This window comes from Tautonia plasticadhaerens (genome assembly GCF_007752535.1).
Lineage (GTDB): Bacteria > Planctomycetota > Planctomycetia > Isosphaerales > Isosphaeraceae > Tautonia > Tautonia plasticadhaerens.
In genome coordinates this window covers 7979927-7995536 of sequence record NZ_CP036426.1, presented here as the reverse complement: position 1 = coordinate 7995536, position 15610 = coordinate 7979927, and the positions used below count along the sequence as shown (strand labels likewise).

General features: G+C 68.1%; 10 protein-coding genes. 6 read left to right on the top strand and 4 right to left on the bottom strand.

Annotation, left to right across the window (positions count from 1 at the left end; translation table 11 throughout):
• Positions 1-45 precede the first annotated feature (45 nt).
• The 3 genes from odhB to ElP_RS31810 all read right to left on the bottom strand — a co-directional run bounded on the left by odhB (position 46) and on the right by ElP_RS31810 (position 5854).
• Positions 46-1341 carry a 2-oxoglutarate dehydrogenase complex dihydrolipoyllysine-residue succinyltransferase gene (odhB, locus tag ElP_RS31820; RefSeq protein WP_145277160.1) on the bottom strand — a complete coding sequence of 432 codons (1296 nt, stop codon included), beginning with the start codon at positions 1339-1341 and terminating at the stop codon, positions 46-48.
• A 327-nt stretch (positions 1342-1668) separates the two neighbouring features.
• Positions 1669-2835 carry a glycosyltransferase 61 family protein gene (locus tag ElP_RS31815; RefSeq protein ID WP_145277158.1) on the bottom strand — a complete coding sequence of 389 codons (1167 nt, stop codon included), beginning with the start codon at positions 2833-2835 and terminating at the stop codon, positions 1669-1671.
• Between the two features lie 160 nt (positions 2836-2995).
• The gene (locus tag ElP_RS31810; RefSeq protein WP_145277156.1) at positions 2996-5854 is read right to left on the bottom strand and encodes a 2-oxoglutarate dehydrogenase E1 component; all 2859 of its coding nucleotides are present in this window, start codon (positions 5852-5854) and stop codon (positions 2996-2998) included.
• Positions 5855-6389: 535 nt separating this feature from the next.
• Here ElP_RS31810 and rplU point away from each other — a divergent pair.
• From rplU to ElP_RS31785, 5 genes are all read left to right on the top strand, one after another.
• Positions 6390-6707 carry a 50S ribosomal protein L21 gene (gene rplU / locus ElP_RS31805; RefSeq protein ID WP_145277154.1) on the top strand — a complete coding sequence of 106 codons (318 nt, stop codon included), beginning with the start codon at positions 6390-6392 and terminating at the stop codon, positions 6705-6707.
• Positions 6708-7077: 370 nt separating this feature from the next.
• On the top strand, positions 7078-10323 hold the full coding sequence (locus ElP_RS31800) for a vitamin B12-dependent ribonucleotide reductase (RefSeq protein WP_390835033.1): 3246 nt from the start codon (positions 7078-7080) through the stop codon (positions 10321-10323).
• A gap of 796 nt (positions 10324-11119) precedes the next feature.
• Positions 11120-11602 (top strand): hypothetical protein, encoded by a 483-nt coding sequence (locus ElP_RS31795; protein WP_145277150.1) that lies wholly within the window; start codon positions 11120-11122, stop codon positions 11600-11602.
• Between the two features lie 1291 nt (positions 11603-12893).
• Positions 12894-13712: a sulfotransferase family protein gene (locus ElP_RS31790; protein ID WP_145277148.1), complete on the top strand. Its 819-nt coding sequence runs from the start codon at positions 12894-12896 to the stop codon at positions 13710-13712.
• Positions 13713-13948: 236 nt separating this feature from the next.
• Positions 13949-14197, top strand: coding sequence for a DUF4926 domain-containing protein (locus ElP_RS31785; RefSeq protein WP_145277146.1), 249 nt, complete (start codon positions 13949-13951; stop codon positions 14195-14197).
• 94 nt (positions 14198-14291) lie between these two features.
• Here ElP_RS31785 and ElP_RS41455 read toward each other — a convergent pair whose 3' ends face one another.
• Complete coding sequence (locus ElP_RS41455; RefSeq protein WP_145277144.1) at positions 14292-14633, bottom strand: DUF2171 domain-containing protein; 342 nt, start codon at positions 14631-14633, stop codon at positions 14292-14294.
• On the opposite strand from ElP_RS41455, the gene ElP_RS31775 reads away from it, so the two are divergent.
• Positions 14632-15324 carry an SAM-dependent methyltransferase gene (locus tag ElP_RS31775; protein ID WP_145277142.1) on the top strand — a complete coding sequence of 231 codons (693 nt, stop codon included), beginning with the start codon at positions 14632-14634 and terminating at the stop codon, positions 15322-15324. The genes ElP_RS41455 and ElP_RS31775 overlap by 2 nt on opposite strands.
• Positions 15325-15610 lie beyond the last annotated feature (286 nt).

The window sequence follows — 15610 nt, the reverse complement described above, 5'->3', positions numbered from 1 at the left end:
GGCCGGTGCCGATCCGGACTGCCCTCGGCCCGCCTCCCGCTCGGCTCAGATCTCGAGCATCATCCGCTCGGGGTCCTCGACGCATTCCTTGATCCGGACCAGGCAGCTGACCGCCTCCCGGCCGTCGATGATCCGGTGATCATACGAGAGGGCCAGGTACATCATCGGTCGGACGACGATCTCGTCGTCCACGACCACCGGCCGCTTCTGGATCGAGTGCATCCCGAGGATGGCGCTCTGCGGGGGGTTGAGGATCGGCGTCGACAGCAAGGAGCCGAAGACGCCGCCGTTGGTGATCGTGAACGTGCCCCCCTGCAGGTCGTCCACGCCGATCTTGTTGTCCCTCGCCTTCTTGGCGAAGCCGACGATCGTCTTCTCGATGCCGGCGAACGTCAGGGAGTCGCAGTCCCGGATCACCGGCACCATCAGCCCCCGCTCGGTGCTGACGGCCACGCCGACGTCGTAGTAGTTGTTATAGACGATCTCGGTCCCGTCGATCTGGGCGTTCACCGCCGGGAAGGCCTTCAGCGCCTCGACCGCCGCCTTGACGAAGAAGGACATGAAGCCGAGGTTCACCCCGTGCTTCTCCTTGTAGGCGTCCTTGTACTTGCCCCGGAGCGCCATCACGGCCGACATGTCGGCCTCGTTAAAGGTCGTCAGGATGGCGGCCGTCTGCTGGGCCTGCACCAGCCGCTGGGCGATCTTCTGGCGGATCAACGGCAGCCGCTGCCGGGTCTGACGGCCCGTCCGGGAGGCGCCGTCGGTCGGGGTCGGGGTCGGGGCGGGGGAGGGGGGGGCGGCCGGTGCCGAGGGGGCGGGGGAGGTCCCGCGGGCCTCGACGGCCCCGATCACGTCTTCCTTGGTGATCCGGCCTCCCCGGCCGGAGCCCTCCACGGACTTGAGGTCGACTTGCTCCTCCTCGGCCAGCCTCCGGGCCGACGGCGACGGCTCGCCGGCCATCGGGCCGTCGCCCCCGGCCGTCGGGGCGGGGGTCGGCGGGGCCTGGGGCGCGGCCGAAGTCGAGGTCGAGGGCGCCTCGGCGGGGGCCGGCTCGGCCTTCCCCGCCGTCTCTTTCGGGGCTTCCGGGGCCCCGGCGGGAGAGCCGGAGGGGTCGATCGTGCCGACGGTGGCGCCCACCTCGACGGTCTCCCCCTCGGCCACGCCGATCTTCAGGACGCCGTCGGCCGGGGCGGGGACCTCGGTGCTCGCCTTGTCGGTCTCGACCTCGAAGAGCGGCTCGCCCGACTTGATCCGCGCACCGTCGGGCTTCATCCAGCGAGAGAGGATCCCCTCGGTGACGGACTCGCCGGCGCTGGGCACTTTGATCTCGACTGCTGCCATCTCGGGGTGACTCGATTCGAGGGCCGTCCCGACCCCGAGGCCGTCGCCGATCGCCGGGCCGGGGCGAGGTCGCGGCGGGGTGGGGGCGTCCGGTCCGGTTCGGTTCAGGGGGAATTCGGTTCGATCCGATCGGCTCGGTCGGCCCTCGGGAGGCCCGAACCGGGCGAACGACCGACGGGCCGTCGGCCGGGCGTCTCCCGGCGCGCTCGGCGAGCGGGCGGCCGACGTCGGGCCCCTCCCAGCATACCAAATTCCCCGGGCACCGAGGCCATCGGCCGCCGATTTCGCCCCCACCTCGGGCCCGTCGGCCGACCATCGGCCCGGCCCTCAGGGGCTGACCGTCGACGGCGATCCGGTCGCCCGGACGGCGTCGAGGAACCGCCGGGGGGCGTCGGGGTCGCGTTCGGCGCCGAGGCGGACCCGGTCGATGAACCGGGCGAGTTCCTCCGGGTCGGCCGAGATCTCCAGGCTGGCCCCACCCGGTCGGTCCTCGCCGACGAACAGGGCGCCGAAGAGGCCGAAGTACGGGGCTACGCCGCAGGTCTGGACGCTGACCCGGTCCGGCGGGTGGATCGTGACGTGCTGGCCGCCCTCCTTCATGAAGAAGTAGCCCGGCCAGGTGTGCGACCCCTCCAGGCTGACCAGCATCGAAGCCCCCTTGCACCTGCGGAGGATCTCCTCGGCGGTCATCGCGGTCGGGTCCAGCGGGACGAAGCCCTCGGGCTCCAGGCGGCGGGCGATCTCGTCCTCGTTGACGAGCCTCCGACGCTGGCCCCAGGCGCTCCCCCGCCGGAGGAAGATGCGGTCGTGGCCGTCGGGCAGGGGGGCGATCGCCTCCCTCATGGCGAGATGCCGGGCCACCTTGTCGGCGTTGTGGGCCAACTCGTGGACGACGATCAGCTTCCTGGCGAGGAAGGCCCGGTACGACGGCGGGGCCGGGATCCCGAACGCCGACCGATACCCCGGCTCATGGGCGTATCCCGGCCTCACGTGCCCGACCGGGGGCGCCAGCCGACTCGCCAGCACCTGCATCGGCAGCTCGTCGACGAGCCAGTGGCCGAACCACTTCGAGCCCGAGAACGAGGTGGCCAGCGCCGCCTCGCCCAGCTCGGCCACCGGACCGCCGAGCAGCCAGTCGAGCCGGGGGTACTGCCTCCAGAGGTCGTGCTTGTACGCCCCCGAGTAGACGCTCGCGTCCAGCAGCACGGCCTCGTCCAGCTCGTACGCCGTGGCCGGCCTCAGCGGATGCCTGGCCCCCCCGATCGCCTCGACCACCTCCCCGGCCGACTCCCCGCCGATGCCGTCTCGGATCCTCCCCAGGTGCCCCTCGGCCACGAGGATCGGGATCGTCTCGACCTCACCCCCCGGGCAGACCACCCAGGACCGCCGGGCGGCCCCGGCGAGGTCGGCCGCGGGCCGACCCAGCGACCTCCGGCCCTTGTATCGGGCCGAGGCGAGCAGGGCCCGGCCCTTGAGCAGTGGCGCTCGAAGCATTCCCGGCGTCCTCGGGCAGGGCGATCAGCAGGGGGATTCGGCGATCCGGCGCCTCCCGCTCGACGGCGGGGCGGCTGGGGCCGCCCCGGCAGCCGGCGAATCCGATTCAGGGGCATCCCGACGGCCGCCCGGGGGTCGAGTCGTCGCGCCGTGCCGGTGCTCACCGCTGCCCGTTGGACGCCGCCGCGACCGCCTTCCGCGCCGCCGAGGCGGTGACCAGGTGCGGCAGCGAGGCGGAGCCGAGCGCCGCGTCGACCAGCTCCTCCTGCTCCCGGGTGTGCACGGCGTTGGAGCCGGTGGCGGGGCTGGCGCTGGCGTCCCGGCCGACGTACTGGAAGGGGCGGCCGGCCAGCTCCTCCAGGCGGGGGGCGACGAAGCCCCAGCCGCCCATGTTCTGGGATTCCTCCTGCGCCCAGACCAGCTCCCGGGCGTTCTCGTACCGGGCCAGGATCGAGGCGAGGGCCTCGGCCGGGAACGGGTAGAGCTGCTCCAGGCGGACCAGCGCCACGTCGTCCTTCTCGGCCGCCTCGCGGCGGGCGAGCAGGTCGTAGTAGACCTTGCCGGCGCTGAGCACGACGCGGCGGACCTTCCCCGGGTCGGCGGCGCCGTCGTCGATCACCTCCTCGAAGCCGCCGGTGGTCAGCTCGTCGATCGAGGAGACGCACCGCTTGTGCCGCAGCAGGCTCTTGGGCGTCATCACGACCAGGGGCTTGCGGAACGACCGGCGGATCTGGCGTCGGAGCAGGTGGAAGTACTGCGCGGGGGTGGTGCAGTTGACCACCTGCATGTTCTCCTCGGCGCAGAGCTGCAGGAACCGCTCCAGCCGGGCGCTGGAGTGCTCCGGCCCCTGGCCCTCGTAGCCGTGCGGCAGCAGGAGCACGATCCCCGAGCCCCGGCCCCACTTGGATTCGCCGGAGGCGATGAACTGGTCGATGATCACCTGGGCCCCGTTGCCGAAGTCGCCGAACTGGGCCTCCCAGCAGATGAGCATGTGGGGGGAGTCGAGCGAGTAGCCGTAGTCGAAGCCGAGCACGGCGGCCTCGGAAAGCATGCTGTCATAGACGCAGAACTCGGCCTGCTCGCGGGGGGCCAGGTGCTGCAACGGGTAGAACCGCTCCCCGGTCTGCACGTCGACCACCGAGGCGTGCCGCTGGCTGAAGGTGCCGCGTCGGCTGTCCTGGCCGCTCAGGCGCACCGGGGTCCCCTCCAGCAGCAGGGAGCCGAAGGCCAGGCCCTCGGCCAGGGCCCAGTCGATCGGCCCGCCCTCCTGCACGGCCTGGACCCGGGCGGAGAGAATGCGGTCGAGCTTCCGGTTGCGGGTGAACCCCTCGGGCAGCGACCCCATGCGGTCGCCGATCAGCGCGAGCCGGTCCCGGGGCACCCCGGTGTCCACGGGGGTCCAGTCGAACTCCGACCGGAGCCCTTCCCAGGGCCCCTTGAAGCCGGGCTGGATCGGCTCGGGGGCCTCGGTGGCGTCGTGGACCTCCTTGTAGATCGACTCCAGCTTCTCCCGGAAGGTCTCCTCCAGCGTGTCGGCCTCCTCCTGGGTCAGGTCGCCGGAGTCGATCAGCTGCTTCGTGTAGATCTCCAGCACCGGCCGCTTCCGGCGGATCGCCTCGTACATCACCGGCTGGGTGAAGGCCGGCTCGTCGCTCTCGTTGTGGCCGTGCTTGCGGTAGCAGACCATGTCGATGACGACGTCCTGGCCGAAGGTCTCCCGGAACTCCAGGGCCAGCTCGCCGACGTAGACGACCGCCTCGGGGTCGTCCCCGTTGACGTGGAAGATCGGCACCTCGATCATCTTCGCCACGTCGGTGCAGTACCGGCTCGATCGACCTTCCATGGGCGCCGTGGTGAAGCCGATCTGGTTGTTCACGACGATGTGGATCGTCCCGCCGGTCCGGTAGCCGGGTAATTGCGAGAGATTCAGCGTCTCGGCCACCAGGCCCTGGCCGGCGAAGGCGGCGTCGCCGTGGATGAGGATCGGCACGCCGAGCTTGCGGTCGCGGTCCAGGAACATCCGCTGCTTGGCCCGCATCCGGCCCTCGACGACCGGGTTGACCGCCTCCAGGTGGCTCGGGTTGGCCGTCAGCGAGAGGTGGACCGAGTGGCCGTCGGCGGCGACGTGGTCGGCGGAGAAGCCCAGGTGGTACTTCACGTCGCCGTCACCGCCGACGGTCTTGGGCATGTTCCCCTCGAACTCGTGGAAGATCTGGCTGTACGGCTTGTTCAGGATGTTCGCCAGGACGTTCAGCCGGCCCCGGTGCGGCATCCCGAGCACGATCTCCCGGACCCCGAACCCCGCCGCCTGCTCGATGATCGCGTCCAGCAGCGGGATCAGCATCTCGCCGCCTTCCAGCGAGAACCGCTTCTGCCCCACGTAGCGCAGGTGCAGGAACGTCTCGAAGAGGCTGGCGGCGTTGAGCTTCCAGAGGATCCGCCGCTTCTTCTTCAGCTCGAAGCCCGGGTTGTTCCGCACCGGCTCCATCCGCTCCTGCAGCCAGGAGCGGACCCGGCGGTCGCGGATGTGCATGTACTCAACGCCGATCGACCCGCAATACGTCGTGCGGAGCGCCTCGATCAGCTCCCCGAGGCTGGCCTGCGGCGGCTCGAACATCCGGGTGAAGAAGGGGCGGCCGAGGTGGGCGTCGGAGAGGCCGAACTCGGCCAGGTCCAGCGGGTCGTACGTCTCCTTGCGGCCGGCCAGCCGGAGCGGGTCGAGGTCGGCCAGGTAGTGGCCGACCTCGCGGTAGGCGTCGACCAGCCGGGTGACGGCCGCCTGCGCCTGGGCGTTCTCCAGCGCCTCGGCGTCGACGGGCGCGACGGCGGAGGAGGCCGGGGGCCGCGCGGCGCCGGGGGGCTCGCCTCCCGGCGGAGAGCCGTCGACCCGGCCCAGCTCGAACCCCTCGAAGAAGTGCCGCCACGACGCGTCGAGCGTCGCGGGGTCCTGCTGCCATTGCAGGTAATGTTCCTCGATCAGGTCCTGGTTCCACCGATTCGCGACCGTCGAGCGATTCATCGCAGCGTGTCCCACCTTCGGGGAGCGGCGCTCGCGACGGCGCGCGACGCGGCCCGGCCCCGATGCTTGCCGTGAAGGCGGCGAAATACGTCGGATCGATCCCTCGCGCGACGACGCGGGGAACTCGGGCCCGATCCCTCGGGTCGGATCCATCCTACCGCAAAGGTCGGACCGCCCATATCCCGATCTCTTGCGCGTCCCGCCCACCCGAGGACGACCACAGCCCATGAAATTCAAGTATAGGGGGTCCGGCCCCGGTCGGCACCGCCCCGGCTCCCCGGCGGGCCGATTTTTCCGGCGACCGTCCCCGACGGCCCCGGGCCCCGCCGGTATTCCTCCCTTCGCGCCCGACCCCCCTCGTGATACGATTTCCCCTTCGCCAGGAACCCCGGATCGAAAGCACCGGGCTTCGTGACCCGGTCCCGGCCACCGGCGAGCTGTCCAGACCGGGCCGACCGCGAGGCGACCCCCCGCCCCCCCAGGCCGGGCGCGTCAGTCCCCCCGACGGCCCGGGTCGAGAGACCCATTCCGAACCATGTACGCCATCTTCGAGGACGGTAGCCACCAGTTCCGCGCCAGCGAGGGGGACGTCGTCACCGTTGACCGCCGCGACGGCGAGGACGGCGACGATATCATCTTCGACAAGGTCCTGCTCCTCGCCGGCACCGACGGCGAGCCGACCATCGGCACCCCCCTGGTCGCCGGCGCCAAGGTCGTCGCCAAGGTCGTCCGCCAGTTCCGCGCGAAGAAGATCGTCATCAGAAAATTTCGCCGTCGGAAAGGCTATCGCCGCAAGCGCGGCCATCGGCAGTACTACACGACCGTTCAGATCACCAGCATCCAGGCCTCTTGAATCGCCTTGGATCGCAATTCTCGCCAAATCAGGCCGTTTGGGGTGGACTATGCCGCTCCAAACGGTTTTTTGCTGCGCGTCAAGCCGGATTCAGGACCGGCCGATACTCTCCCAATCGGCTCCTTGGGAGCGCGCATGTCGCCCAATCGCCCCAGGATGGCATCGGTGCTTACTCACTTCCCTCACATAACCTGGATACCTAGAATTCGCGCGCCACAATTATCTTTCGGCGGCACTTACAGAGTCGCCAAATTCACGTCCTGGAGGCCGCACCGTTGGCCCATGGCGTAAGTCCGGCCCTCCCCGGCCGGGCCCCATTCGGAATTATTCACCCGGCCAGTCGTAGTCATCTGGTCGCCAAGCGATCACGATGAACTTTTGGTCACGATTTTTTCTTGACTGGCCGATCTGGGGCAGGGTAAACCACACGATTAGCCGATCGAGAGATCACAGGCGGAGGCCGGCGATGGCGACCGTTGATCATCGGGAAGCGACCGGGCAGCAGCGCAACACGGCGGGGGCCGGTCGGGGCATGGTCGTGCCCCGGGTCTTCAGCACCGAGGGCGTCAGCCCGTTCGACCAGGTCGAGTGGGAGGAGCGGACGGCCGCCATCAAGGACGAGCGCGGGAAGGTCATCTTCGAGCAGACCGGCTGCGAGGTCCCCCGGGGCTGGAGCCAGCTGGCGACCAACGTCGTCGTCAGCAAGTACTTCTACGGCGAAGTAAACACCCCCGAGCGCGAGTCCAGCGTCCGGGACCTGGTGCACCGGGTCACCCGGACCATCGCCGACTGGGGCAAGGCCGACGGCTACTTCGCCTCCGACGCCGACGCCGAGACCTTCTACGACGAGCTGTCGGCCCTCTGCGTCAACCAGTACGGCTCCTTCAACTCCCCCGTCTGGTTCAACGTCGGCCTCTACCACCAGAACGGGGTGAGGGGCGCGGCCAACAACTACCGCTGGGACGAGGAGACCCGCTCGGTCGTCGGCGTCGACGACGCCTACAAGTATCCCCAGGGCTCCGCCTGCTTCATCCAGTCCGTGTCCGACGACATGGAGGGGATCATGAAGCTCGCCCACGCCGAGGCCATGCTCTTCAAGTTCGGCTCCGGCACCGGCACGGACCTCTCCACCCTCCGCTCCAGCCGGGAGAAGCTCTCCGGCGGCGGCAAGCCCTCCGGCCCGGTCAGCTTCATGAGGGTCTACGACGCCGTCGCCAGCGTCGTGAAGAGCGGCGGCAAGACCCGGCGCGCCGCCAAGATGCAGACCCTCAAGTGCTGGCACCCCGACATCCTCGAATTCATCACCGCCAAGACCAACGAGGAGCAGAAGGCCCAGGCCCTCATCCGGCAGGGCTACGACGCCAACTTCAACGGCGAGGCCTACTCCTCCGTCCTCTTCCAGAACGCGAACCTCTCCGTCCGCGTCACCGACGCCTTCCTCCGCGCCGGCGTCAACGACGAGGAGTGGACCACCCGCTCCGTCACCACCGGCCGGCCGATGGACACCTACCGGGCCAAGGATCTGCTCGACAAGGTGGCCGAGGGCACCTGGATCTGCGGCGACCCCGGCGTCCAGTACGAGGACACCATCCAGAAGTGGCACACCTGCCCGAACACGGCGCCGATCAACTCGTCCAACCCGTGCTCGGAGTACATGTTCCTCGATGACAGCGCCTGCAACCTCTCCTCGATCAACCTGATGAAGTTCCGCCGCGACGACGGCACCTTCGACGCCGAAGGCTTCCGCGCCGCCTGCCGGATCTTCATCACCGCCCAGGAGATCCTGGTCGACCACGTCAGCTACCCGACCGACACGATCACCGCCAACAGCCACAAGTTCCGCCCGCTGGGCCTCGGCTACGCCAACCTCGGCGCCCTGATCATGTCGACCGGCCGCCCGTACGACTCGCCCGAGGGCCGGGCCCTGGCCGGGGCGGTCACGGCGATCATGCACGGCGAGGCCTACCGCACCAGCGCCGAGCACGCCGGCCGCCTCGGCCCCTTCGACGGCTTCCCCCTCAACCGCGAGCCGATGCTCCGGGTGATGGAGATGCACCGGGATGCCGTCGAGGCCATCGACCCGAGCTGCCCCGACGCCCTGCTGGCCGAGGCCCGCAAGGTCTGGGACGAGTGCCTGGAACTGGGCCGGGCCCACGGCTACCGCAACAGCCAGGTCACGGTGCTCGCCCCCACCGGCACCATCGCCTTCATGATGGACTGCGACACCACCGGGATCGAGCCCGACATCGCCCTGGTGAAGTACAAGAGCCTGGCCGGCGGCGGCATGCTCAAGATCGTCAACCGCACCGTGCCGATGGCGCTCAAGACCCTCGGCTACGACGAGCCGTCCATCCGCGGCGTGCTCGACTACATCGACGAGCACGACACGATCGAGGGCGCCCCCGGCCTGGCCGACGACCACCTCGCCGTCTTCGATTGCGCCTTCCCGCCCCGCAACGGCAGCCGGGCGATCGCCTGGCGGGGGCACGTCGGCATGATGGCCGCCGCCCAGCCGTTCCTCTCCGGCGCCATCTCCAAGACGGTGAACATGCCCCGCGAGGCCACCGTCGCCGACATCCGCGAGGCCTACCTCGAAGGCTGGCGGGTCGGCCTGAAGGCATTGGCGATCTACCGGGACGGCTCCAAGGAGTCGCAGCCGGTGAACACCTCCAGCGAGGAGCAGAAGGTCGCCGCCGAGCTGGCGAAGGCGAAGTCCGACGTCGAAAAGGCCTGGAACGAGATCAACGCCGCCAAGGCCGCCCTGGAAGCCGAGGCCGCCCGCCTCGAACGCGAGAAGGCCGGGGTCGCCCCCGCCGCCGCCGCGCCCCAGGCCCCCGCGAAGGTCGGCGGCCGCCCGGCCGAGGTCGGCCCGCCCCGCCGCGAGCGCCTGCCCGACACCCGGCGGAGCATGACCCACAAGTTCGACATCCAGGGGCACGAGGGCTACATCAACGTCGGCTTCTACGACGACGGCCGCCCCGGCGAGCTGTTCATCACGATGGCCAAGGAGGGTTCCACCGTCGGCGGCCTGATGGACGTGGTCGGCACGCTGGTGTCGATGGGCCTCCAGTACGGCGTCCCGCTCGAAGTCTTCGTCAACAAGTTCGCCCACAGCCGGTTCGAGCCCGCCGGGTTCACCAAGAACCCGGACATCCCGATCGCCAAGAGCGTGACGGACTACATCTTCCGCTGGCTGGGCATCCAGTTCATCCCCGGCTACCGCGAGGCGAACACCCCGCGCCGGGACGGCGTCGAGCCGACCGCCCCCATCCCCGTCTCGGCCCCCGCCCCCGCCGCCCTCACCGGCCCGTCCCCCGGCAAGGCCGACCTCGACGACCCCACCCGGCCCGTCGCCCCGATGGTCAAGACCAACGGCCACCGCACCGCCTCGATGAAGGACCTGGAGGAAGCCGAGGCCGCCGGCCACCACCACCCTTCCCCCGCCGGCACCGACGCCGCCGTCCCCTCCCACGAGGTCGGCCTCGGCGTCCAGCAGCAGGAGTTCGCCCGCTTCCAGTCCGACGCCCCCTCCTGCGACAACTGCGGAGCCCTCACCGTCCGCTGCGGCACCTGCTACCGCTGCTTCAACTGCGGCAACTCGATGGGCTGCTCCTGACCTGATCGTCAGGGGCTAGCCGCCCATCCCCCCGCAATGCGACCCGCGGGGCACGCCCAAGCGTGCCCCGCACGCGGCCTCATGAGACTTCCCATCGAGCGAGCCCCGCGGGTCGATTTCCCGTCGCTGACGGCGACGACAGCTTCAAGTCTGAACCACCTTGATTGACACCATCACGGAGAGAAGCGTCAATGGCTCAGCGCCTTTCCATCCAGTTGCGGTCTCTGGGGTGTGACACTCCCCCGTCCGACTTCCGGAAAGATCTCGTCGCCATCAAGGAAGAGCTCTTCCCCGATTGGTCGGATGAGGCCTTGTCCTACACCCGTGATGAAGCAGATCGCTACTGCCAAGCGGTATGCCTCCGCGTCGGCGTGAAATTGCCACGCGACTTCATACTGAGACAACTCAACAACGTCCGTAAACGCTCCTGCACAACATTATTGTGATTTCGGATGGGTGGCTGGGGTCTGCACGATCCCATTCAGGGAGCCACTGCCCCCACTACAATCCCAAGGTCATCGCTCCCCGAAGCCCTCTCCTGAAGCCGCCACTCAAGGCCTCACGAATTAGGATCGACACGGCCTTAGCCGCCCAGACGCTGGGTGCATCACCCCGATCCAATCGATGGCCTCTCGGCTATTCTCCCCTGGAGTACTACCAATTTGGTAGTATTAATGGCTGTATTGGTTAGGCCCATTTGGGTAGAGCAGCTATGGGACGTAGGAAAAGCAAGGTTTCTCCCCAGACGCTTCCACTCCCATTCATAGGGGAGCCGAAGGCGGAGATTCAACACGAAGTGCACGCTGTGACGGCGCCACACTCCTCGTCAGGTTCGGTGGGACCGCTTTTGCAAGAATATCATCATGCATTTTATGAGCAACGCAAGGGATATCTCGACGCTCTGCTCGACGCCTATAGAAGCTTCGACAAGACTATGATCACGCTTTCGGCGGGCGCGTTGGGCTTGTCGGTCGTATTCGTCAAGGAGGTTGCACCGGCCCCGGCACCCGAGACGATCTGGGGGCTACACATCGCTTGGGGCCTGTTTGGTCTAGCGCTCGTGCTCATCCTCTCGTCATTCTTGACCAGCCAGTACTCTTGGCAGCGGGCGATGGACCGTGAGGACGAGGCGTTCACCAATGGTGGTGTCCCGCCCGAAAGCGGCAACGCTTGGGCCGGTGCTACCAAGATCCTAAACATATCGTGCCTGGTCGCCTTCGCGACCGGCGTGTTGGCTTTCGTCTGGTTCAGCACAGTCAATTTCACAGGAGTTGGATAAATGGCAGGCCCTCGCGAGACCCCGGAGTCGCACAACCCTCAGGGCGAAATTAAAGGGACCGTGCCCCCGAATTGCTCGCTTCCGAAGCCCTTGATGGCTGTTCCGGATATCAAGCCCGGCGCCGGCTCGATCCCTCCCACAAATACGCTGCCGACCCCTCCATTGCCGCAACCACCCCAGACCCCTCAAGCCCCAGTCAAGCCGTCGGAATGAGCCTCTACTTCATGGCGGGCGGGATGGCTGGGGGTCGTCCTCGATCCCGTTCCTCGGGGCTGTTCAGATCACCCCCCAGTTGCCGGATGAGCCGAGCGATGCGTCTCTGGGTTCGCGGACGACTCCAGCCACCCCATCGACGACGGACAAGCATCTCTTAAAGAGGGACCGCACACCGGGGTGGCTGGGGTCGTCCGCGGCCCCAGTTCCCAGGGCGCTTGAGCAGGATGCCGCTCCGCATTATGCTCGGCCCATCATGGGGCACCTCCGCGTCCATCGCCGGTCCGACAACGAGCCCGGCCACGCCCACGAGATGACGTTCTCTTGCGATCGCAGATATCCGTTCCTCCGTGCGGAGCGGACCTGCCTCTGACTGGCCGGGGCGATCGAGGAGGCTCGGGCACGACTCGCGCCCAGCATTTCGGCTTATTTTTTCATGCCAAAGCGCATTGGTATGCACGTGTGGTCATTGATGGGTGGTTTGGGTCATCCTCGACCCCAGATCTCCATGGAAGTTCAGGGTCGTCCATGGGATGCCGGGTGAGTCAAGCCCTGCGTCAATGGGTCGGGTACGACCCCAGCCACCCCATCGCCCGAGTGGACGCGGCCAACCCCCCGGCCGTGTTGATTTCGGTCAACATGGTCCTCACGGGCTGTTGTCGCCAACGACGACCCGATCCTACAGTCGGCCATGAGCAGACGCGGAGGTTGTACATGCATGGCGTTGTCTGTCGCGTCGGGGGATGCCAGCATCGGAGGGTCCTGGTGATGCGGCATGGTCTCGTCGCGACGGTGTTGCTGCTGGTGGGGGGCGGTCGCGTGGGCTGGGCCGGTCGGGTCCTCCTTCACCGCCGGAGTGGATGAGGGTCGGACCCTGTCGGAGAGCTTCGACGATGACACGTCCATGCCACCGCCGGCACTCGACACGGAGCCCCCGGCAAGGCGTACGCGGCGGAATACGCCGATCGCGCGGCCTCCTTCCGGTCGCGAGTCGGCTCCACGATGAAATCCCTGGAGGCTGTTTCCTCACCGGGCCGCCCCCTCGAAAACCAAGGAGAACCCGGGGGCGAGACCAGATATGAAACGACTCCTCGCGAAGATGGGCCTGGCGTCGGCATACAAGATCCAGCAAGTGCTTTGCCCGACTCGATTCCTGTTCGTGGTCGGGCACATGCGCTCGGGGTCCTCCTTGCTGACGCATATTCTGAACACGAACGCCGAGATCTCAGGATACGGCGAGACGCACCTGCGCTATTCTTCGCGTCAGGACCTCGACCGCCTGGTCTGGACGGTCTACAAGGATCTCAGGCAGGTCAGGGTCACGCGATTCACCATGGATAAGGTGCTCCACAACGATTATCTCGAAGAGTGTCTCTTCTTTTCTCAGGATTGCATGTTCCTGTTTCTCGTCAGAGAGCCCGAGGGCACGCTGCGAAGCCTGGTCCGCGCCATCCCGGAATGGCACGGCGACCCCGAGGTCGATGCGGACGCAGTCCTCTCGGATGCTTGGGGACATTACACGTTGAGGCTTCGCGGGATCGAACAGGAAGCCCGGGCGATCCGCGATCAGCATCGAGCGTCTTTTTTGACGTACGATCAATTAATCAATCGAACTTATGATTCGTTTGGAATGATCGAGCATTTCCTGGGACTGCGTACGCAACTCTCGGAGAATTATCACCAAACGCGCATGACGGGCCGATACGTCAGCGGGGATACCTCCCCGAACATCAAGAAGGGATACATCGACCGTGCGATTCGATATGACGATGCTCCGATCATCGATGCGGCGCGCATGGATGAGGCGTCTCGTTGCTACGCTCGCGTGACCTCACTGTTGAGCTCTCGCTTCTTGAGCCTGGATCCAACGACGGCCCAGACCACTTCGCAGATCTGACCGAACGTGCCCCGGCTTGATCGTTGCACGAGACTCAGGCCGTTGCTTCCGATTCACGTCAACCACGCGGAGGCGATCCGGGAGGCTGGGCGACTGGTGGCCGGGGTCGTCCTCGCCCCAGTTCGCCAGGGCAGGGCAGATTGTCCCCGGGTTGCCGGATGGTCCGAGCCCCGCGGCGCCGGGGTCGAGGACGACCCCAGCCACCCCGGCCGACCGGCCGAGACGAGCCAGCACCCATGAAACCCGCCCTCTACGACCGCGTAACCCTCCGCCGCGACCTCGACGAGCATGGCCTCAAGCGAGAAGACGTCGCGACCCTCGTCGATTTCGTGCCCCACCCCTTGGGCGGCGAGGATGGCGTCATCCTTGAAGTGTTCAACGCGATCGGGGAGTCGACTGCAATCGTGACGGTCAAGGAGTCAGAGATCGAGTCGCTTCGAGCGGACGAGATCCTGGCCGTCCGCCCGCTCCCCAGGATCAGCTGATGGGTCGGCGGGACGGCCGGGGTCGTCCCGACCCCAGCCCTTGAACGCCCTTGTCCGAGATCGGGGCCCGTGTCCCGACTCCGGGCCCGATCGATCAGGCCGGCTGCCACTGGGCGTGGACCTCGTTGTGGTCGCGGTCCAGGTCGATGTGGTCGTGGACCTTCGCGACCCAGGCCATCGGGATCCGATGGTGCTGGCCGTCGGCGGGTGGGACTTGTAGGAGTCCGTTTCTGGGTGGAACTGGCGACTTGCCCGCGCGGGTTCCGGGCGTTAGAAGACACGGGCGGGCAAGCCGCCAGTCCCATCCAGCCGCCGACACCCGGCGAGGCCGGCGAGGCGGCTCTTGCGGGCGAATCGACCCGAGCGTCGGGGACGCCTCCGGGGGATGGGGGCGGAGTCGAGGAGCGGGGGATAGGCACGGGAGGTCCCAAGCCATGCGCTTCGCGTCGCGAGTCTCCGTCGCCGGTCGGTCGCTCTGGATGGTGCTCCTGATCTGCTGCCTTTGTGGGCCGTCGCCGTCCGCCGCGGCGCGGCAGGAGGGGGCGGGCGAGGCCCAGGAGACGCGGAACCCGGATGTCATCTACGACCCGACGCCCCAGCCGGTCGTCGAGGCGATGCTGGAGGCGGCCGGGGTCAAGGAGGGGGACGTGGTCTACGACCTCGGCTGCGGCGACGGCCGCATCGTGGTCACGGCGGCCAGGAAGTACGGGGTCAAGGCCGTGGGGCTCGACATCGACCCGAAGCGCGTCGAGGAGGCGCGGGCGAACGTCGAGGAGAACGGCGTGGGGGACCTCGTCACGATCCGGCAGGCGGACATCTTCCGGGAGGACCTCAGCGAGGCGAGCGTCGTGACGCTCTACCTGCTGCCGAGCCTCAACGTCAAGCTCATGCCGCAACTCCGCAAGCTCAAGCCCGGCTCACGCATCGTGTCGCACAACTTCGACATGAAGGGGGCCAAGCCCAAACGCATCTTCTCGGTCGAGGACGAGCGCGGGCCCGATCGCCTGGTCTATCTCTGGGTCGTCCCGTGGGAAGAAGAGGGGACGCAGCCGCCGCCCCCCGAGCCCGAGGCCCCTGACGACACGGCGGGTGGCCCGGGTGGCCCCTCCCCCGACAGGAGGCGATGAATTGGGTGCCACCGGCGTCCTCCCCAGTGGTCACGAGGCCCGGCCGAGGCCGAGGCCTGCGTCCCGGCTGACGTGACCGGGCCCGGCACCAGCCCGGGGGAGGACCCGACGCCGTCCGGGCGTCCCCCCCTCGGTCACGTCGGCCGACGGATGACACTGCTGAGGACACCAGTACCACCCGGGCGAGGCGTGGGCATGACTTCGGCGGTGGGGGTGGGGTCGTCCCGACCCCAGCCCTTGAACGCCCTTGTCCGAGATCGGGGCCCGTGTCCCGACTCCGGGCCCG